Raw genomic sequence first — 18618 nt, 5'->3', positions numbered from 1 at the left:
CTACCCGCCCTTCCACCGTTCCCCGGGCGCTGCCCGGACCCCGGTCCTCAAACGCCGGACGGGCTGGGGAGGGGTCCCGGGCTGCGCCCGGACCCCCTGGGTCTCCGCCCCAGACCCCGCGCCTCAAACGCCGGCGGGGCTGGAATTGCCCTGCGGGCAATCCAGCCCGCCCGGCAAATCCAGGCCCGCCGGGCAAGATCCAGCCCCTCCGGCGTTTGAGGAGCGGGGGTCCGGGGGGCGGCCCCCGGCAACGGCGCCGCACGCGGCAAGGGTCCGGGCGGAGCCCGGGGAACGGTGGAAGGGCGGGTAGGGGACCCAGCCCCGCAGGGCCCAGCACCCGCACCCGCCCACCGACCCCAGGCCGGGACGGCCATGGCACCGGCACCGCCCCACCACCGCCGGACGGAGTCCGGCGCAGCGGCGCGAAGCCCGCGCAGCGGTGCGAGGGGCGCGTCAGAAGACGGACAGGCCCGTCAGGGTCGTGAAGCGGTCCAGGGCGGCCACCGCGGCGACGGAGTTGCCCTGGGGGTCCAGGCCGGGGCTCCACGCGGCCAGCGTGCACGCGCCGGGGACCACCGCGACGATGCCCCCGCCGACGCCGCTCTTGCCGGGCAGGCCCACCCGGTAGGCGAACTCCCCCGCCGCGTCGTACGTCCCACAGGTCAGCATCACCGCGTTGACCTGCTTCGCCTCGCTGCGGGTGAGCAGGCGCGAGCCGTCCGCGCGCAGGCCGTGCCGGGCCAGGAAGCGGCCCGCACGGGCCAGGTCGGCGCAGCTCATCTCGATGGAGCACTGCCAGAAGTAGTGCTCCAGCAGCATCGGCACCGGGTTGTCGATGTTCCCATAGGCGGCCATGAAGTGGGCCAGGGCCGCGTTGCGGTTCCCGTGTTCCTGTTCGGAGGCGGCGACCTCCGCGTCGAAGGTGACCTCCGGGTTCTGGCTCTCCTCCCGGAGGAAGCGCAGAAGTTCGCTGCTCGCGTCGCCCGTCAGTGTCTGGAGCCGGTCGGTGACGACGAGCGCGCCCGCGTTGATGAAGGGGTTGCGCGGGATGCCGTTCTCGTACTCCAGCTGCACGAGGGAGTTGAAGGGGTTGCCGGAGGGTTCCCGGCCGACCCGCTCCCACAGGCTGTCGCCGCCCTCGGCGAGCGCGAGGGCCAGTGCGAAGACCTTGGTGATGGACTGGGTGGAGAAGGGGGTCTTCCAGTCGCCCACCCCGTACACGTTGCCGTCGAGGTCGGCGATGGCCATCCCGAACTGCCGGGGGTCCACGGACGCCAGCGCCGGGATGTACTCGGCGGTGGCCCCGCTGCCGATCAGCGGGGCGATGTCGGTGGCGACCTGCTCCAGCAGGGCCTGGTAGTCCATCTCCGGCGGCCCGTCCTACGCGTGCTTGGTGCCGCGGTGCAGGGCCACGATGCCGCCGCTCAGGTTGCGCCAGGCCACCTTGGACCAGCCGGCCTTCTGCAGCAGCCCGGCCAGCGCCGGCTGGTCGGGCCAGGCGCGGATGGAGTCGGCGAGGTAGACGTACGCGTCGGGGTTGGAGGAGACCGCGCGGGCGACGGGCGGCATCGCGCGCATCAGGTACTCGGTGTACACGGTCCGGAACGGGGCCCAGGTGGGCTGCGAGAACTCGCAGATCACGACCTGGCCGCCGGGCTTCGTGACCCGGTGGAGCTCGCGCAGGGCGGCGTCGGTGTCCTGGACGTTGCGCAGGCCGAAGGAGATGGTGACGGTGTCGAAGACGTCGTCCTTGAAGGGGAGCTTCGTCGCGTCGCCGGCGGTCAGCGGGAGCCAGGGGTTGCGCTTCTTGCCCTCGCGGAGCATGCCGAGGGAGAAGTCGCAGGGCACGACGTACGCGCCGGTCGCGGCGAAGGGCAGCGAGGAGGTGGCCGTGCCGGCGGCCAGGTCGAGGACCAGCTGCCCGGGGCGCGCGCCGACCGCCTTGGCGACCTCCTTGCGCCACAGGCGGGCCTGCCCGAGGGAGAGGACGTCGTTGGTGAGGTCGTAGTTCGCCGCCACCCCGTCGAACATCGAGGCGACTTCGTGCGGCTGCTTGTCCAGGGAAGCGCTGGTCACTGGGATGGGCCCCTCGTGTGCGGTGCGGTGCGGATCGGCGGATACGGCCCCATCCTCTCAGGCCGCACCGCCCTCGGCGGCGAGGGCTCCCTCGGGGCGGGGCCGCAGCGGCGGCGGCACATGGCGTCCGGCTCCGCGGGGACCGCAGGGCTCAGCGGCGGCGGTGGAGCAGTCTGCCGCCGATGACCGTGGCCACGCAGCTCGTCGGGCCCTCCACCAGCAGCTCCGCCGGGCCGGGCACCGCGAAGACCGCGAACCGCGCCGGGGCGCCCGGCTCCAGGACCCCGTGGAAGGCCTGCTCGGCGGCGGTCAGGCCGGCGAGCGGGTCCAGGGAGGCGGGTCCCTCGCAGGGGGCGGGCGGGACGACGGTGAGCCCGGAGCGGACCACGGCCGTCCGGACGGCCGGGACGGTGAAACGGCCGGCCACGGCGACGACCCCGCGGGCGAGCAGCTTCTGCGTGCCGCGCCGCGCGCTGTTGCCCCAGCGCGGCTCGGTCATCTTCAGGTCCGCCAGCGCCTCGGCGCCGCTGATCGGTTCGGTCCCGAGCTCGGTGATCTCGTACGGGTCGTCCGGGTAGTACGTGCGCTCCAGCAGCTCGTCGCCGCCGCGCACCAGCAGCCCGGGGGTCAGTACCCCGGGCCAGGTGCGGGCGCGCGCGTGCGGATAGGCCGCGGCGAGTTCCTCGTACGGGCCCACCCGGGCGATGCGGTCGCCCTCGACCAGGACCGCGCCGCCGGGCAGCGGCGCGGGTCCCCGGCCGGAGGGGCCGGTCACGAGGAGTGCGGCGGTGTGGATCGTCAGCACGGGCGCGTCAGTTCGTGGAGATGAGCTTCAGCTCGGGGTGGGCCGTGCCGCCCTCGATGGCGGTGGAGGAGATGTGCGAGACGACGCGGTCGTCGACCGGGTCGTTCGCCGGGTCGTCGTGCACGAGGAGGTGCTCGTACGTCGTGGCGCGCTGGGCCGGGGTGCGGCCCGCCTTGCGGATCAGGTCGATGATCTCCATGCGGTTGGAGCGGTGCTTGGCACCGGCCGAGGAGACGACGTTCTCCTCCAGCATGATCGAACCGAGGTCGTCGGCGCCGTAGTGCAGGGAGAGCTGGCCCGCCTCCTTGCCGACGGTGAGCCAGGAGCCCTGGATGTGGGCGACGTTGTCGAGGAAGAGCCGCGCGATGGCGATCATGCGCAGGTACTCGAAGACGGTCGCCTGGGTCCGGCCCTTGAGGTGGTTGTTCTCGGGCTGGTAGGTGTACGGGATGAAGGCGCGGAAGCCGCCCGTGCGGTCCTGGGTGTCCCGGATCATCGCGATGTGCTCGATGCGCTCGGCGTTGGTCTCGCCGGTGCCCATCAGCATGGTGGAGGTGGACTCCACGCCCAGCTTGTGGGCGATCTCCATGATCTCCAGCCAGCGTTCGCCGGACTCCTTGAGCGGGGCGATCGCCTTGCGCGGCCGCTCCGGGAGCAGTTCGGCGCCGGCGCCCGCGAAGGAGTCGAGGCCGGCGGCGTGGATGCGCTGGATCGCTTCCTCGGCCGACACCTTGGAGATGCGGGCCATGTGCTCGACCTCGGACGCGCCGAGGGAGTGGATGACCAGCTGCGGGTAGGCCTGCTTGATGGCGGAGAAGTGGTGCTCGTAGTACTCGACGCCGTAGTCCGGGTGGTGGCCGCCCTGGAACATGATCTGGGTGCCGCCCAGCTCGACGGTCTCCGCGCAGCGGCGCAGGATGTCCTCGAGGTCCCGGGACCAGCCCTTCTTCGTGTCCTTGGGGGCCGCGTAGAAGGCGCAGAACTTGCACGCCGTGACGCACACGTTGGTGTAGTTGATGTTGCGCTCGATGATGTACGTCGCGATGTGCTCGGTACCCGCGTAGCGCAGCCGGCGGGCCGCGTCGGCGGCCTGGCCCAGCGCGTGCAGGGGCGCGTGGCGGTAGAGGTCGAGCGCCTCTTCCCGGGTGATCCGGCCCCCCGTGGCGGCTCGGTCGAGGACTGACTGGAGAGCGGCCTGGTCGGTCACCGGTGCGTCACCTTTCGGCTGTGTCGTTCGGCTGGCGCCCGGCTGCGGTCGAGATTCCCGGACCGATCCAGCCTACGCCAGCCCCTGCGGCTCCCGGTCTGGCCCCCTGCGGGATGTCCCGGGCGGGCTCAGGGAACCGCTCCCGCGCCCAGGACGGGGCCGGACCCCAGGTCGAGTCCCAGCCCCAGGCCCAGGCCCGCGTAGATCACGCCCGCGAGGGCGCCGCCGGCCATGAACGGGCCGAAGGCCATCGAGGTCCCGCGCTCCACCCGGCGCAGGGCGACCCGGGCGTAGCCGTGCACGGAGGCCGCGGTGAACGCGGCGAGGCTTCCCACGAACAGCACGAACCACCCGTACCAGCCCAGGACCTGCCCCACGGTCAGGGCCAGGGTGACGTCGCCGAAGCCCATGCCGGGCGGGTGGATCAGATGGAGGACGAGGTACACGGACCCGAGGACGAGCCCCCCGAGCAGGGCGCGCGTCCATGATCCGCCGGTACCCGCGAACAGGGCGGCCACGCCGAGCGCGGCCGCGGTGGTGACGGCCAGCGGCAGGGTCAGTACGTCGGGCAGCCGGTGGACGGCCTGGTCGACGAAGCAGAGCAGGACGGTGAAGGGGGCCAGCAGGAGCCAGGCGGCCAGCTCGGGCCGCGCCCCGACCCCGGCCCCGAGGGCGAGGCACACCAGCACGGTCGCCAGAACGGACCCCGCGAGGGGCGCGTAGCCCTCGCGCCGGCGGGAGCGCGGTGCGCAGCGGGGGCAGACCGGGAGGCCCAGCCAGCCTCCGGCCGGGCCGGTCAGCGGGTGGCCGGCCGGGCAGGCCGAGCGCCGGGGCAGGCCCACTTCCACGGAGAGGCGGTAGGCGGCCCGGGGCAGGAGGAGGCCCGCTGCCGCGCCCCAGAGCGTGACCCCGGCCACGAACAGCGCGATGCCCATGTCAGCCCGCCCCCGCGGCTGCGCGGCCCGGCGCCGCCGCCCGTTCCCGGATCCTCATCCCAGCCCCCGCCCCGCGCCCCGTGACTTGGCGAGGCACGCTAGCAGCGCCGCCGGGCACCCTCAAGGAGCGGCGGACCGCCACGCCTCACGTCCCGCGTCCCGCGTGCCCGCGGGGGCCGGGGGCGGGTGAAAGGAGAAGGCGTGCATTCGCGGTAAACGGCCGGGGTCCGGGGGCATTCGCCTTTCCGCTCCATTCCGCTGTGCGGAAAGGCGAATAACCTCATAAGCCGCGCTAATGACCCGGCACGGCCACCGGCAGGAGCTCCACGTTCACATCGGGCGCATAGCCCGTCGTGAGTCCCGTCCGCCGCGCGAATTCACGTACGCCGGCCAGTTGGTCGGGGCCGAAGCGGAAGTCGAGCGTCGTGAAGTAGCGCTCCAGCAGTTCCGCGTCGAAGGCCTCCCAGCGGGCCGCCTGCTCGGCGACCTTGCCGACCTCCTCCAGGGACACGTCCCGGGAGGCGAGGAAGGCCTCGTGCACCTTCTGCACGACCTCCGGCTCACGCTCCAGGTAGTCCTTGCGGGCCGCCCAGACGGCGAAGACGAAGGGCAGTCCCGTCCACTCCTTCCACATCGCCCCCAGGTCGTGGACGGTGAGTCCGAGCCGGGGCGCGTCGTGCAGCGAGGCCCGCAGCGCGGCGTCGCCGATCAGCACCGCCGCGTCCGCCTCCTGCATCATCAGGCCCAGGTCGGGCGGGCAGGTGTAGTAGTCGGGCCGGACCTCGTACTTCTCCGCGAGCAGCAGCTGGGCCAGGCGTACGGACGTTCGCGAGGTGGATCCCAGCGCGACGCGGGCGCCGTCGAGCTGGTCCAGGGGGACCTGCGAAACGATCACGCAGGACATGACGGGGCCGTCGCAGCCGACCGCGAGGTCGGGGAAGGCGACGAGGTCGTCCGCGTTGCGCAGGAACTCCACGAGGGTGATGGGGCCGATGTCCAGGCCGCCCTGGACCAGGCTCGCGCTGAGCTTCTCCGGGGTGTCCTTGGTCAGCTCCAGGTCCAGCAGCGTGCCGGTTCTGGCCAGCCCCCAGTAGAGGGGCAGGCAGTTCAGGAACTGAATGTGGCCGACACGGGGCCGGCTGCGATTGACGTCCACATCGCGAGACTAGCCCCAGTGTCCGCGTCAGCCGTCTGGCGGGTCTCAAACGTCCGAGTGACGTGATCTTTCCCTCTGGTCTCGGCCGGGAGGTGCGTGCTAGGCTCGACGCAAGTTGCAGTTTGGTTTCCCTTGCAGTACGAGGCCTGCGGAGAATGTGACCCGCAGGCTTTTGTAGTTTTCAGACTTCTTAGCAGGTTCTGGAGCAGGGCGACCCTTTGGCCCATAGGAGGGCTCATGGCTACCGGAACCGTCAAGTGGTTCAACGCTGAAAAGGGCTTCGGCTTCATCGCCCAGGACGGCGGCGGCCCGGATGTCTTCGTCCACTACTCCGCGATCAACGCCGCCGGCTTCCGCTCCCTTGAGGAGAACCAGCTGGTGAACTTCGACGTCACCCAGGGTCCGAAGGGCCCGCAGGCGGAGAACGTCACCCCGGCCTAGTCGCCTGGGCCAACCAGTCGCGGTTGGATATGCAGTACCCAAGGAGCCCTGTCTTCTCTGCGCGAGCAGAGTCGACGGGGCTCCTGCCTTTGCTCCGGCCGGGTCGTGGAACCGGTCGGGGCTTCGCCGTTTCCCGGGCCGCCCTCCTCCTCCTCCTCCTCCTCCTCCTAGGAATCCTAGGTGCATCCCTAGGAGCCCTAGATATAGGTTGGGGGGACTGATCAACGGGAGGGGCACAGCGTGCGGATGGGGTTGACGGCCGAGCGGGTCACCGCCGTGGGGGCCGAGGTGGCGGACGACGTCGGGCTGCACCGGCTGACCATGGCGCAGGTCGCGCGGCGGCTCGGGGTGCAGGACGCCAGCCTCTACGCGCACGTCCGCAGCCTGGAGGACCTCCGCGGGCGGATCGCGCTGCTGGCGACGGACGAGAAGACGCTGCTCATCGCGGAGGCGACGGCCGGGCTCGCCGGACGGGACGCGCTCGTCGCGTTCGCCAACGCCTGGCGGGAGTACGCCCACAAGTACCCCGGCCGCTACGCGGCGACCCAGGCCCCGGGCAAGATCGACCCCGAGCTCGCCGCCAAGGCCGCCGGGCCGCGCCGCGCGATCGCGCTGACGTACGGCATGCTGCGCGGCTACGGGCTGGCGGAGCCCGATCTGACCGACGCGGCCCGGCTGCTGCGCAGCACGTTCCACGGGTTCGTGGCCCTGGAGGCCTCGGGCGGTTTCGCCCACGCGCGCTCCCCGCAGGCTTCCTGGCTCTGGGCCCTCGACGGCCTGCACTGCATGCTGAAGCAGCGCACCGCCTCCCGCAGGGGAGGCTGCGCATGAGCACCGCGACCAGCGCCGGCCTGCGCGTGCCGGGCGCGACCCTGCACTACGAGGTGCGCGGCCGGGGCCCGCTCCTGCTGCTGATTCCGGGCGGGACGGGCGGCGCGGCCGCCTTCGACGGGGTCGCCGACGCCCTGGCGGCCGAGTACACCGTCGCGTCCTACGATCCGCGCGGCCTGTCCCGCAGCCCGCTGGACGAACCGGCGGCCGGGCAGAGCGTGGCCGAGCACACCGAGGACGCGCTGCGGCTGCTGGACCTGCTGTCGCCCGGCGAGCCCGCCCGGGTCTTCGCCTCCAGCTCGGGCGCGATCGCGGCCCTGCACCTGCTGGCCGCCCGGCCCGAACGCTTCGTACGCCTGGTGGCGCACGAGCCGCCGGTGGTGGAGGTGCTGCCGGACGCTCCCGCGCACCGCGTGTTCCTCGCACGCGTACGGGACACCCTGGACGCGGAGGGGCTGATGCCGGCGTTGGGGATGTTCGCGGCGGGGCTGAAGGGGGAGGGGGAGGACGGCGACGCCCCCGCATCCGAGCCCGCCCCTGCCCCTGCCCCCGCCCCGTTGCCGGCGCACGCGGCCGCCCGGGCCGCGCGGACGATGGCCGATCTGCCCTACTTCCTCGGGCGCATCGTGCCGAGCTTCATGGCCTACGCCCCGGACCTCGGGCGGCTGGAGGCGGTCGCGGACCGGCTCGTGCTCGCCGGCGGCCGGGACTCGCGGGGCGAGCTTCCGTACCGGCCGGCGGCGTACCTCGCCGAGCGCCTCGGCGTGGAGCTGCTGCACTTCCCCGGCGGGCACACCGGCCTGACCACGCACCCCGCCGAGTTCGGCGGGGCGCTCCGGCAGGCCTTCCGGGACCAGTCCTTGCGGGACCAGTCCTTGCGGGACCGGTCCTTGCGGGACTAGTCCTTGCGGGTCCGCTGCTCGGTCGCCGAGGGCTTCGTGTCCGGCTCCTCGGTGGCCGGCGGCTCGGCCGCGGTGACGGTGATCTCCAGGAAGAGCACCACCTGGTCCGAGATCCGCACGCGGAGGGTGTACGTGCCCGCGGCGACGCCCGTGGTGGACAGTTCGGGCAGGTCGACCTTGCCGTCCGCGCCGGTCGCCGGGAGCGCCAGCTCGGTCAGCTTCTTGCCGTCCTTGTCCAGGAAGTACGGGGTCTCCCCCGTCTTGGCCGGGTCCGCCGGGACCCACTTCCCGTCCTTGTCCTTGGTGCCGATCCCGGCCGTGGCCTTGGCTCCGGCGACCGGCTTGTCCTTCGCCGTCGCCAGGAACTGCACGCCCTTGATCCCGGTGCCGGCGACCGCGGTCAGCGGCTTGCCCGCGTTCCCGTCGCTGCGGACCAGCTCGTCCGCCTCGGGAACGGGGACCGGCGTGGCCGGGGTGACCTTGCCCCGGATGCTCACGGAGGCCTCGACCGCCATCTCGTAGCCCGAGGCCCGCAGGGTGAACTCGCCCGCCTTGCGGCCCGCCTTCAGCTTCGGGACCCGGATCAGGCCCTTGGCGTCGGTGATCAGGACCGCGTACTCCTGGCCGTCGGCCGCGAAGACGGTGCGGCCGGTGGTGTCGTCGTCGACGGAGACGATGATCCTCTTGCCGACGGCCGGCATGCCGTCGGTCAGCACGGCCTTGATGAGCGGCATGCGCCCGAACTCGGTCCCGGCCTCGGCCGTGAGCTCCCGGGTGCCGATCCTGATCAGCTTGTCCAGGGTCGGGGCGGGCTTCGGGGGCTTCGGCGGAGGAGTCTCCTTCGGGGGCTTGGTCGGGTCGGGAGCCGGCTTCGGGGGCGTCGTCGGGGCGGGAGGCGGCGTCGGCAGCTGCGGCGGGTTCGGCGTCGGGTAGTTGCCGGCCGGCGGGTTGGGGACCGGGGTCGCGCCCTGGCCCGCCATGTACTGCCGCATGTAGCCGAGCACGGAGTTCACGTACGCGCGCGACCTGTTGTAGCTGAGGATCGCCTTGTCGAGGTCGCCCGCGTCGGTGAGGTTGCGCTGGCCCGCGCAGAGGTAGAGGCCGGCGCCCAGCGCCGCGTCGTAGATGTTGTTCGGGTCGCGCTTGCCGTCGGCGTTGCCGTCGGCTCCCCAGGTGGTCCAGGTGGAGGGGATGAACTGCATCGGGCCGACCGCGCGGTCGAACTCCGTGTCCGCGTCCCACTCGCCCTTGTCGGTGTCCTTGACCTCGGCGAAGGCGTTGCCGTCCAGGCGCGGTCCGCGGATCGGCTTCTCGGTGTACCCGTCCGCCTTGAGCCCGTAGCCGGAGGCGTGCACGGATTCCACCCGGCCTATGCCCGCCAGCAGTTGCCAGGGCAGGTGGCAGCCGGGGAGGGCCGCGGCCACCGAGATCCCGGCACGCTTGTAGGCGTCGAGGGCGGTCGCGGGTATGCCCGCGGTGGCCGCGTCGGGGCTGGTGACGCCGGGGATCACCGGGGGCGGGTCGGCGACCAGGTCCGGGAGTTCCAGCCGGGCGTCACCGCGATCGGTGGCCTGGGGGCTGTCGGGGGTCGGCTCGGCTTCGCCCGCGCCCGCGATCGGTGTGTTGGTCACGACCGCGGCGGTGGTCAGGCTGGCCGCGAGGGCGGCCGTGCACACGACTTTGCGCGAGGTGTTGACGAGGTGACGGTGAAGTGGCTTCACAGTGCGGCGATCCCCCCAGAGCGGAGGCCGGTCCGGGCCCCCGTAATACGTAAAAAAGTCACATAACGCCCCGCGCACCCCAGCTGTCTTCGCGCGGACGGCCGATCGGGCCGTGGAGGTTAACTGTCTATCAGCTCTTCGCCCGCGACTCACCGCCGCCCCCGGAGATGTGGCCCACCATTTGCCGCATCTTCACGGACCCGCGCCCGGAGACGATTCGGGACTTAGGGCCCTGCCCGATTCGCACCAATGGCACATACTTGAGCGCTCTACGATCTTTATCCTTGGGGAATGGCAACCAGCAAGAAGACCCAGCGGCGCGAGGCCCGGACGCGCATGCGCGAGGAGCGCGAGGCCCTGGCCCGGCGCGACAAGCTGCGCGGGCGTCTGCTGATCGGCGGCGCGCTGGTCGCCGTACTGGCCCTCGCGACGGGCATCGGCCTCTACGTGTCGAAGCCCTCCGCCGACGAGGAGGCGGCCGGCAAGCCCTTCGTGCGGCCCGCCAACACCACCGGCAAGGACGGGATCGTGATCCCGTACGGCAAGGCGGACGCGAAGAACGTCCTCTCCATCTGGCTCGACCCGCGCTGCCCCTACTGCGCGGGCGCCGAGATCGGCCTCGGGAAGACCATCAAGGAGCAGGCGGACGCGGGCACGTACCGCGTCGAGTACCACTTCGCCACGTTCCTGGACAAGGCCATCGGCGCCGGCAAGGGCTCCAAGCGCGCGGTCAACGCCCTGGGCGCGGCCGCGAACGAAAGCCCGGAGAAGTTCATGGAGTACCTCCAGGTGCTCTACACGAACCACCCGGCGAAGGAAACGGACGACAAGTTCGGCTCCACGGCCACCCTGCTGGACCTCGCGAACCAGGTGCCGGGGCTGCGCACGCCGGCCTTCAACCAGGCGGTCAAGGAACTCACCTACATGCCGTGGGTCGAGAAGGTCGGCCAGGCCTTCTACGACCAGAACATGCAGGGCACCCCGGACGTCTCGATCAACGGCAAGAACCTCACCGTGAACTCGGGGCAGGGCATCGACTCGATCACCCCGGACGCGTTCAAGAAGCTGATCACCGCGAACCTGAAGTAGCGGGGCGGCCGCTCAGGCCGGCTCCGCCGCCGCCGCGCCCGCGGCTTTGGCCTTCTCGTCGAGCTTGTCCCCGTACCCGCCGGCGGTCCAGACGTGGTGCCGGAACCGCTCCGGGCTCGCCACGCCCTCCCACGGACCGCCCTGCGGCGCGAAGAACACGGCGTCGCACGCGGAGCAGAACCGGGCCCCCGCGGCCGCCTCGGCCGCCCGGCCCGCGCCCGCCTCCACCCGGCGCTTGTCCTTGCCCTCGCTGCGGATCACGGCGACCGTCCCCACCATCACGAGCAGCCCGGCCACGATCCCCACCGGCAGGAGCCACGGCCAGCCCCGGTCGTCGGCGTAGTACGCACCCCGGACACGACCAGCCCGGCGATCACCGTGCCCTCGATGAAGTTCGTGCACCCGTCACCGGTCGTGTTCGGCGCCGGGGCGAGCCGTATCCGGTCCTTGCCGCGCCGCACGTCCGCGACCGGAACGCCGTCCCCCGCCCCGCAGCCGGGACACACCACCGGACCGCCCTTCACTTCCCCGTCGTTCGTCATGGGCTCCATGATGACGGCCGTCCCCCAGCCCCCGGTGGCGCCCGGGGCCCGGGCCGCATTCCTCGGCGGGGTGTCGGAAGAGGCATAAGGCAAGGGGGCCACTGCCCGTGGCCCCCTTGCCTTCCGCTTTCCCCTTCAGCCCATCAGGGCCCTGACCGCCGCGATCACCGGAACTCCGGCCTCTCCCACGAGGGTGGCGATTCCGGAGAAGGTCGCGAGGATTCTCCGAAATCTCCCCTCGGGGGGATTCCCCTGGAGTTCTTCCACCGCCGCGTCGACTTCCGCCCGGTCGGTCTCGTCCAGGTGCTGCCTCATCGCCTGGACTTCTTCGAGGAGCTTTTCGAGCGCCGAGGGCTCCGGCGGAGTTCCGCCGACGTATTTGCCTCCGGCCACGATGTCTCCGGAACCACTGTGCGTGGCGTGTCCGATGCTTCCGGCTCCGTGCTGTGTATAACTGTCGCCGGCCATCACCGACCGCCTCCCCGGATGTCTCCGGCGCCGCTGTGCTCCGCCCGGCCGATGCTGCCGGCGCCGTACTGCTTGATCTGGTCGCCCATGACGGCTTCCTTGATGTTGATGGTCACCGGGGCGGCGTTGGGCCGGCCGATGGCCTTCGTGATCTCGAAGACCAGGTTCTCGATCTCTGCGCGGTCCAGCGACCACACCGCCTCGCGCTGGATGCCCGAGGTGTTGAGGACCAGGCCGTACACCGGGGGCCTGTTGATCACCTTCACGAGCTGCCAGATCAGCAGTCCGAAGACGATGACCGCGAGGACTCCGGCAACGTCGCCGAAGATGGCCGCCGCGATGGAACCGATGACAATGCACAGAAGGGCCCGGCCGATGAACTTGCGCCATGCCGCCCCCTTGTCCACCTCCAATACGCGCTGCCCCACGTGGGAGATGTTGTGCAAAGGATAGGCCTCACCGTCGACCCACAGCACACCCTCTTGAACACGGACTTGGACCGTCGAATTACTACCCGCCATTTCGCGCCCCCCTGGCTCTTTTTGGCGTTGACGGCTCGAAGTGTAGGACGGGTCCGACCGGTCAAGTAGGGATTGGACCATTTCGACGTAGTCATGATCGATTACGCGTTCCGCTTGACAGCCACGGACCGGAATGAATCATTTCCCCTCCCCCGCGCACGTGCTTCTCCAGCCTCTGCGTCCAGGCCTGCCGGCAGCGTGCCTGGTGGGAGCGTCCGCACTGTTCCGCCGGCGGCGGAACACCGGCCGGACCGGGTCGACGCTCACTACCGTCCCGTCTCATGACGACGATCACGACGATCACGACGCGCACGGTCGAGTACCCGGCCGACGGTTTGACGATGGTCGGGCACCTCGCGCTCCCGGCCGGCGGCGACCGCCGGCCCGCGGTGCTGGTCGGACCGGAGGGCATGGGGCTCAGCGACGTCGAGCGCCGCCGGGCCGATGCCCTCGCCGAGCTGGGATACGTGGCGCTGGCCTTCGACCTTCACGGCGGGCGCTATCTGGGCGACCCCGAGGAGATGCTGGCCCGCTGCCTACCGCTGCTCTCCGATCCCGGCCGGATGCGGGGCATCGGCCGTGCGGCGCTCGACGTGCTGCGCACCGAACCGCGGGCCGACCCCGACCGGATCGCCGCCATCGGCTACGGCACCGGAGGCGCCATCGGGCTGGAACTCGGCCGCGACGGCGCCGCCCTGCGCGCGATCGGCACGGTCAACGCGACCACCACGGGCCGGCCGGGCGAGGCCGCGCGCATCGGCTGCCCGGTGTGGGCCGGCGTCGGGTCGGAAGACCCGATCATGCCGCCCGCACAACGGGAGGCGTTCACCGCCGAGATGCAGGCCGCGGGCGTCGACTGGCGCCTCACGGTCTACGGCGGCGCCTTGCACGCCTTCCACCACCCGACGGTGGACCACCCCACGGTCCCCGGTGTCGGCTACCACCCCCTGCACGCACGGCGAGCCTGGCGCGACGTCGTCGATCTGCTCACCGAGTGCCTGCCCCTGACGGTGACGGAGGACCCGCGGGCGTGACCCCCGGGCGTGACCTCGGGCGTGACCCCCGGGCCTGACCCGGGCGGCTCCCGCACGGGCCACGACCAGGCCCGCGGCCCCGGCTCAGCCGTACAGCTCCTCGATCTCCGCCGCGTACCGCTCCGCCACCGCCCTGCGGCGCAGTTTCAGGGTCGGGGTGAGGGTGCCCGACTCCACGGTGAACTCCCCCGGCAGGACCCGGAAGGCGCGGACGCGGGCCGGGCGGGAGACCGTGGCGTTGGCCGCCTCGACCGCTTCCGCGACGAGGGCCCGTACGGCGGGGTGCTCGCCGGGGGCGGCCGGGTCCAGGGTCACCGACTCGCGTACGGCCCAGGCGGCGATCTCCTCCGCGTCCAGGGTGATCAGGGCCACCGGGTGCGGGCGGCGGTCGCCGATCATGACGGCGCGGGACACGTAGCGGGAGCGCTGCAGGGCGAACTCCAGCTCGGTGGGGGTGATGTTCTTGCCCGCCGAGGTGATGATCAGCTCCTTCTTGCGGCCGGTGATGTGGAGGTAGCCGTCCGGGTCCACCTCCCCCAGGTCGCCGGTGTGCAGCCAGCCCTCCCCGTCCAGCGCCTCCGCCGTCGCCGTGTCGTTGGCGTGGTAGCCGGGGAAGATCATCGGCCCCCGGGCCAGTACCTCCCCGTCCTCGGCGATGCGGACCTCGCACCCGGCGATCGGGCGGCCCACCGATCCGTGGCGGACCGCGTCCGGGTGGTTGAGGCTGATGACCCCGCCGGACTCCGTCATGCCGTAGCCCTCGAAGACCCCGATCCCGCAGGCCCGCAGGAAGTCGAGGGTGGCCGGGGCGATCGGGGCGCCGCCCGTCAGCGCCCACTTCAGGCGGCCCCCGAAGGCGCCCCTGACCAGGGAGTACAGGGATTCCTCGGCTGCCTGGTGGGCGGCGCGGCTCTCCGCCGTCAGACGGCCCTCCGCCGCCAGCAGCCCCACCCGGACCGCCTCCGCGAACCGCGCGCCGCCGCCCTCCTGCGACTCCGCGAGGGACAGGACCACCGAGTGCAGCTTCTCGAACAGGCGCGGTACGGACGGCAGATGGGTCGGTCGGGCCTCGGCGAGCTCCCCGATGACGTCCTCGATCCGGCCGCCGAAGTAGCAGAGCTCCCCGCCCTCCAGGAGGGTGGTGAACTGGATCAGCTGGGCCAGCAGGTGGGCGAGGGGGAGGTACAGGTACGTGGAATCCCCCGGGCCGCCCCTGACCAGCGGGAGGGTGGCGTCCTGGATGGCGCCGAGGTTGGCGTGCGTGAGGCGGCAGCCCTTGGGCAGGCCGGTGGTGCCCGAGGTGTAGACGATGGAGGCGTCGGCGGCGGTCTCCACCGCGGCGGCCCTGGCGAGGAGTTCGGCTTCGGGCGCCGCTCCGGGGAGGGCGCGCAGCCCGTCCATCTCCACCACCGCGCGCAGCGCCGGGAGCTTCGGGCGCAGCGCCTCCACCCGGGCGGCCTGCGCGGGGTCGTCGCAGACGACCACCACGGCCTCGGAGTCCGACAGCACCCAGGCGAGCTCTTCCTCCCCGGCCGTCGGGTACACCGGCACGAGGACGGCTCCGGCGGCCAGGACCCCGAAGTGGGTGTACGTCCACTCCGGCCGGGTCTCCGCGAGCACCGCGACGCGCTCGCCGGGAGCGATCCCGAGGCCGAGCAGGGCGCGCCCGGACTCCCGCACACGGGCGCGCAGTTGCCCGTAGGACACGGTGGTCCAGCCCTTCCCGCTCCCCTGACTCCCCTGGCTTTCGTGACTCCCCTCGCTCCCCTGGCTCCCCTCGTTCCCCTCTCCGCTCCTGTGGCGGAGCGCGGTCTCGGCCGCGTACCGCTCGCCGGTCCACTCCGTGAACACCGCCAGCGTCCGCGGCCGGCGCACGCCTCCGGCGGCCTCGCTCACCGGTTCGATCGGATCCCCCGCACTCGTCGCGCTCATAGGGCTCGCCTCCCCCTCGGTCACTCGGTCACTCGGTCACTCGGTCACTTGGCCGTACCAACGACGCTAGGCACCGGGATGCCGTCCGCGGCATGACCGGAAGCGTCACCCCCGCTGACCCCAGCGCTCATTGCGGCTACCGTCGGACCCATGGGGAGGCGGACGGTCACCGTGCACCACGTGCGTGCCGTGCTCGCGGGGGCGCGCGGCCGCGGGCTCGACATCGTGCCGCTGCTCCAGGAGGCGCAGATTCCGCCGCTGCTGCTGGGCGACGACCGGGCGCGGGTGACCCCGGCGCAGTTCGCGCGGCTGTTCCGGGCGCTGTACCGGACCACGCAGGACGAGTTCCTGGGCCTGGCGGCCGTCCCCAGCCGGCCCGGGACCTTCGCGATGATGTGCAGGGCCTCGCTCGGCTGCCGGGATCTCGGTGCGGCGGTGGAACGCTCCGCCACCTTCTACGGGCTGTTCCCGGGCGGGCCGGAGCTGGCGCTCGACGTCGAGGGCGGGCAGGCGTGGTTCGCGGTGCGGAACGATTTCGCGCGGGACGAGGAGCGTTTCCTCACCGAGTGCGTGCTCGCCATCTGGCACCGGCTGAGCAGTTGGCTGATCGGCCGGCGCATCCCGCTGGCCCACGCCTCCTTCGCGTATGCGGCGCCGCCGCACGAGGAGGAGTACGAGCTGCTCTTCGACTGCCCGGTCCGCTTCGGCGAGGCGCGCACGGGCGCGGCCGTGGCCTTCGACGCGCACTGGCTGACGGCCCCGCTGGTACGGGACGAGCCCGCGCTCGACGCGATGCTGCGGCGGGCCCCGTTCGACCTCCTCTCCCGGCCGGCGTACGGGACCACGGTCGCGGAGCAGGTCCGCCGGACCCTGACCCAGGCCCTGCGCGGCTCACCGCGCCTGCCGGAGCTGGGCGAGGTCGCGGGACGCCTGGCGGTGTCCCCGGCCACGCTGCGGCGGCGGCTCCAGCAGGAGGGCACGTCCTTCCAGCAGCTGAAGGACCACGTACGGCGCGATGCGGCCATCGCCGGGCTGGCGGAGAGCCGCGAACCGATCGCGGAGCTGGCGGCCCGCCTGGGCTTCTCGGAGGACACCGCCTTCCACCGCGCCTTCCGCCGCTGGACGGGCACGACCCCGGGGGCGTACCGCATCGCGTCGGGGGGTTAGGCCGTCTCTTTCGGATCTTGCCGGGCCCGCGACGCCTGGTACCGCGCGTACGAGGAGGGCGGGCCCGACGCCACGAGCGGCGTCGACGAGGTCACGGTCACCCCGTGGTTCCCGCTCGGCCGGTGGCTCCCGGCGCCCTCCCTACCGGGTGGCGCCGGGCACCTGAAGGGTGAACAGGCCGCATGCGCAGCCGCCGTTGCCGGCTGCGCACGAGCCCTTGGGGGCCGCGGCGCCGACCGGTACGGCGGCGGGGGCCGGGGTGGCGCGGGACGCGGAGCAGCCCGTGGGGGCGGCTTCGGCGCAGGTGTTGCCCGCGCAGGAGCGGCAGGCGGCGACTCCGCAGGACACGCACAGCTGCGTACCGCTGCCGCAGCCGCCCCGCTCGGTCCGCTCGCCGCAGTCACAGGCGCGGGCACGGGCGCTCCGGGAGACCGGCGCGGGGCGGGCGCCCGGCCCGAGGGTGCCGATGTCGGCGATGCGCAGCGTGGACAACCGGCCTCGGCTAGGCCAAGCTCAGCAGCTCCAGCACCCGGCCGACCGCCTCGATGACCGCCCTCCCGACCTCCCCGCCCGCGAGGGTCGCGAGGCCCAGTACGGCCATCAGGGCCCCGTGCCGCGCCTCCGGGCCGCTCTCCGCGGAGACGATCACGGGCAGGTTGCTGTCGATGGTGCCCGCACCGGCCGGCGCGACCTGGGCGCGAAGCTCCAGGAGCAGGCGCTCCAACTGGTGGATCGCCTCCTGCGGGGTGGTGGGTGCCGCCTGCTGGGCGATGGTTGGGGACTGGTTCTTGACGATGCCGATGTTGCCCGAGCCGTTCACGACGACGTGGTCCCCGAAGTGGTTCGAGCTGCCGGTGCCGCCGCCGCTTCCGCTTCCGCTCCCGCTTTCCGGCGTCATTTCTTCACCACTCCGATGTTTCCCGAGCCGTTGATGTTCGCGGTGTCCCCGACGTGGACGTAGTGCTTGATGTTCACCGTCAGCTGGGCCACGTAGAGGGAGAAATCCGTCTCGGGGCGCTCGATGGCGTCGACGATCCGCGCGACCAGCCTCCGCAGCTCGGCCCGGTCCGCCAGGGTCACCACCGCGGTGGACGCACCGGAGGTCTCCACTCCCATGACATACAGGTCCGGCCGGTTCAGCCGGCGCACGAGGGCCATCACCAGCAGGAGCACCGGGACGATCGTGATGATCACGCCCGGAGGGTTGGCGTCCATGACGGACACCGCGAAGAACACCAGGAGGAGGACGATCCACGGTACGTAGTCGGCGACGGCCTTCTTGCGGTCGACGCTGAGCACGTAGGTGTACACCCGGACGATGTTGTGCAGCGGATAGACCGCCTCCCCCACCCACAGCAGGCGATTGCTGACCCGCAGCACGAGGTCGGGTGCCCCGAAGTCCTGCCGCTGGGCCGGGTTCGCCGACGGGGTCGGCGCCGGCACCCACAACGGCGTCAGCGGAGCCGACGGTGGTGGCGGTGGTGGTGCTGATGGTGGTGGCGGTGATGCTGGCGGTGGTGCTGGCGTGGCCCCGTTGGACTCCATAACTCCCCCATGAGGAAACGCAGTTGACTGCGCGGGGAACCATTAAGCACCCGGAACCTCGACCGCGTAAGCGTCCAATACTCGCCAACTCGCAACCAGGCAGAGGATTTTGGGTTTTCGGCGCGGCAGCCCGTCAGGCCTTCCGCGCCCGGCGCCGCCAGATGGACCGCCCGCCGACAAGGTGGGCGGGGCGGGACGGCTGCGGTCCCGGGCCAGTAAAGCTGAGCTGTGCGGTCAGCGACGTTC

The 18618-nt window shown here is 72.3% G+C and carries 21 protein-coding genes; 6 read left to right on the top strand and 15 right to left on the bottom strand.

What is annotated here, in order from left to right; genetic code table 11:
- Positions 1 to 453: 453 nt before the first annotated feature.
- The 6 genes from ACWCP2_RS24360 to ACWCP2_RS24335 form a co-directional block, all read right to left on the bottom strand.
- A complete protein-coding gene (locus ACWCP2_RS24360; RefSeq protein ID WP_450910680.1) occupies positions 454 to 1365 on the bottom strand; it encodes a glutaminase in 912 nt (303 codons plus the stop codon).
- 15 nt (positions 1366 to 1380) lie between these two features.
- Positions 1381 to 2076: a demethylmenaquinone methyltransferase gene (locus ACWCP2_RS24355; RefSeq protein ID WP_383948734.1), complete on the bottom strand. Its 696-nt coding sequence runs from the start codon at positions 2074 to 2076 to the stop codon at positions 1381 to 1383.
- A 151-nt stretch (positions 2077 to 2227) separates the two neighbouring features.
- Positions 2228 to 2881: an imidazolonepropionase-like domain-containing protein gene (locus ACWCP2_RS24350; RefSeq protein WP_450910679.1), complete on the bottom strand. Its 654-nt coding sequence runs from the start codon at positions 2879 to 2881 to the stop codon at positions 2228 to 2230.
- Positions 2882 to 2888: 7 nt separating this feature from the next.
- Positions 2889 to 4088 (bottom strand): cyclic dehypoxanthinyl futalosine synthase, encoded by a 1200-nt coding sequence (gene mqnC, locus ACWCP2_RS24345; protein ID WP_450910678.1) that lies wholly within the window; start codon positions 4086 to 4088, stop codon positions 2889 to 2891.
- Between the two features lie 128 nt (positions 4089 to 4216).
- Positions 4217 to 5023, bottom strand: coding sequence for a prepilin peptidase (locus ACWCP2_RS24340; RefSeq protein WP_450910677.1), 807 nt, complete (start codon positions 5021 to 5023; stop codon positions 4217 to 4219).
- A 292-nt stretch (positions 5024 to 5315) separates the two neighbouring features.
- Positions 5316 to 6179 (bottom strand): menaquinone biosynthetic enzyme MqnA/MqnD family protein, encoded by an 864-nt coding sequence (locus ACWCP2_RS24335; RefSeq protein ID WP_450910676.1) that lies wholly within the window; start codon positions 6177 to 6179, stop codon positions 5316 to 5318.
- A gap of 237 nt (positions 6180 to 6416) precedes the next feature.
- On the opposite strand from ACWCP2_RS24335, the gene ACWCP2_RS24330 reads away from it, so the two are divergent.
- From ACWCP2_RS24330 to ACWCP2_RS24320, 3 genes are all read left to right on the top strand, one after another.
- A complete protein-coding gene (locus ACWCP2_RS24330) occupies positions 6417 to 6620 on the top strand; it encodes a cold-shock protein (protein WP_112451444.1) in 204 nt (67 codons plus the stop codon).
- Positions 6621 to 6866: 246 nt separating this feature from the next.
- On the top strand, positions 6867 to 7451 hold the full coding sequence (locus ACWCP2_RS24325; protein ID WP_450910692.1) for a TetR/AcrR family transcriptional regulator: 585 nt from the start codon (positions 6867 to 6869) through the stop codon (positions 7449 to 7451).
- Positions 7448 to 8353: an alpha/beta fold hydrolase gene (locus ACWCP2_RS24320; RefSeq protein WP_450910675.1), complete on the top strand. Its 906-nt coding sequence runs from the start codon at positions 7448 to 7450 to the stop codon at positions 8351 to 8353. Before ACWCP2_RS24325 ends, ACWCP2_RS24320 begins: the two co-directional genes overlap by 4 nt.
- Here the strand turns inward: ACWCP2_RS24320 and ACWCP2_RS24315 are convergent.
- Positions 8350 to 10074 (bottom strand): lytic transglycosylase domain-containing protein, encoded by a 1725-nt coding sequence (locus ACWCP2_RS24315; protein ID WP_450910674.1) that lies wholly within the window; start codon positions 10072 to 10074, stop codon positions 8350 to 8352. The two genes, ACWCP2_RS24320 and ACWCP2_RS24315, sit on opposite strands and share 4 nt — an antisense overlap.
- Before the next feature lie 291 nt (positions 10075 to 10365).
- Between ACWCP2_RS24315 and ACWCP2_RS24310 the strand changes: the two genes are divergently transcribed.
- Positions 10366 to 11163 carry a thioredoxin domain-containing protein gene (locus tag ACWCP2_RS24310; RefSeq protein ID WP_450910673.1) on the top strand — a complete coding sequence of 266 codons (798 nt, stop codon included), beginning with the start codon at positions 10366 to 10368 and terminating at the stop codon, positions 11161 to 11163.
- 12 nt (positions 11164 to 11175) lie between these two features.
- Here the strand turns inward: ACWCP2_RS24310 and ACWCP2_RS24305 are convergent, their stop codons facing one another.
- The 4 genes from ACWCP2_RS24305 to ACWCP2_RS24290 form a co-directional block, all read right to left on the bottom strand.
- On the bottom strand, positions 11176 to 11469 hold the full coding sequence (locus ACWCP2_RS24305) for a hypothetical protein (RefSeq protein ID WP_450910672.1): 294 nt from the start codon (positions 11467 to 11469) through the stop codon (positions 11176 to 11178).
- On the bottom strand, positions 11442 to 11705 hold the full coding sequence (locus ACWCP2_RS24300; protein ID WP_450910671.1) for a hypothetical protein: 264 nt from the start codon (positions 11703 to 11705) through the stop codon (positions 11442 to 11444). Before ACWCP2_RS24300 ends, ACWCP2_RS24305 begins: the two co-directional genes overlap by 28 nt.
- A 135-nt stretch (positions 11706 to 11840) precedes the next feature.
- On the bottom strand, positions 11841 to 12173 hold the full coding sequence (locus ACWCP2_RS24295) for a hypothetical protein (protein WP_450910670.1): 333 nt from the start codon (positions 12171 to 12173) through the stop codon (positions 11841 to 11843).
- A complete protein-coding gene (locus tag ACWCP2_RS24290) occupies positions 12173 to 12694 on the bottom strand; it encodes a DUF6232 family protein (protein WP_450910669.1) in 522 nt (173 codons plus the stop codon). Before ACWCP2_RS24290 ends, ACWCP2_RS24295 begins: the two co-directional genes overlap by 1 nt.
- 290 nt (positions 12695 to 12984) lie before the next feature.
- Between ACWCP2_RS24290 and ACWCP2_RS24285 the strand changes: the two genes are divergently transcribed.
- The gene (locus tag ACWCP2_RS24285; protein WP_450910691.1) at positions 12985 to 13728 is read left to right on the top strand and encodes a dienelactone hydrolase family protein; all 744 of its coding nucleotides are present in this window, start codon (positions 12985 to 12987) and stop codon (positions 13726 to 13728) included.
- Between the two features lie 84 nt (positions 13729 to 13812).
- On the opposite strand, the gene ACWCP2_RS24280 is transcribed toward ACWCP2_RS24285, so the two are convergent.
- Positions 13813 to 15660 (bottom strand): AMP-dependent synthetase/ligase, encoded by a 1848-nt coding sequence (locus tag ACWCP2_RS24280; protein WP_450910668.1) that lies wholly within the window; start codon positions 15658 to 15660, stop codon positions 13813 to 13815.
- A gap of 150 nt (positions 15661 to 15810) precedes the next feature.
- On the opposite strand from ACWCP2_RS24280, the gene ACWCP2_RS24275 reads away from it, so the two are divergent.
- Positions 15811 to 16827 carry an AraC family transcriptional regulator gene (locus ACWCP2_RS24275; protein WP_450910667.1) on the top strand — a complete coding sequence of 339 codons (1017 nt, stop codon included), beginning with the start codon at positions 15811 to 15813 and terminating at the stop codon, positions 16825 to 16827.
- Positions 16828 to 16968: 141 nt separating this feature from the next.
- Here ACWCP2_RS24275 and ACWCP2_RS24270 read toward each other — a convergent pair whose 3' ends face one another.
- The 3 genes from ACWCP2_RS24270 to ACWCP2_RS24260 are packed head-to-tail and all read right to left on the bottom strand — an operon-like array spanning position 16969 to position 18270.
- Positions 16969 to 17319 (bottom strand): hypothetical protein, encoded by a 351-nt coding sequence (locus tag ACWCP2_RS24270; RefSeq protein WP_450910666.1) that lies wholly within the window; start codon positions 17317 to 17319, stop codon positions 16969 to 16971.
- Positions 17320 to 17329: 10 nt separating this feature from the next.
- Entirely contained in the window at positions 17330 to 17725 is a 396-nt protein-coding gene (locus ACWCP2_RS24265) for a hypothetical protein (protein WP_450910665.1), read from the bottom strand.
- A complete protein-coding gene (locus ACWCP2_RS24260; RefSeq protein ID WP_450910664.1) occupies positions 17722 to 18270 on the bottom strand; it encodes a DUF6232 family protein in 549 nt (182 codons plus the stop codon). Before ACWCP2_RS24260 ends, ACWCP2_RS24265 begins: the two co-directional genes overlap by 4 nt.
- Positions 18271 to 18618: the final 348 nt, after the last annotated feature.

The organism is Streptomyces sp. NPDC002104, from assembly GCF_053593795.1.
This window is presented reverse-complemented; position numbering and strand designations above follow the sequence as displayed.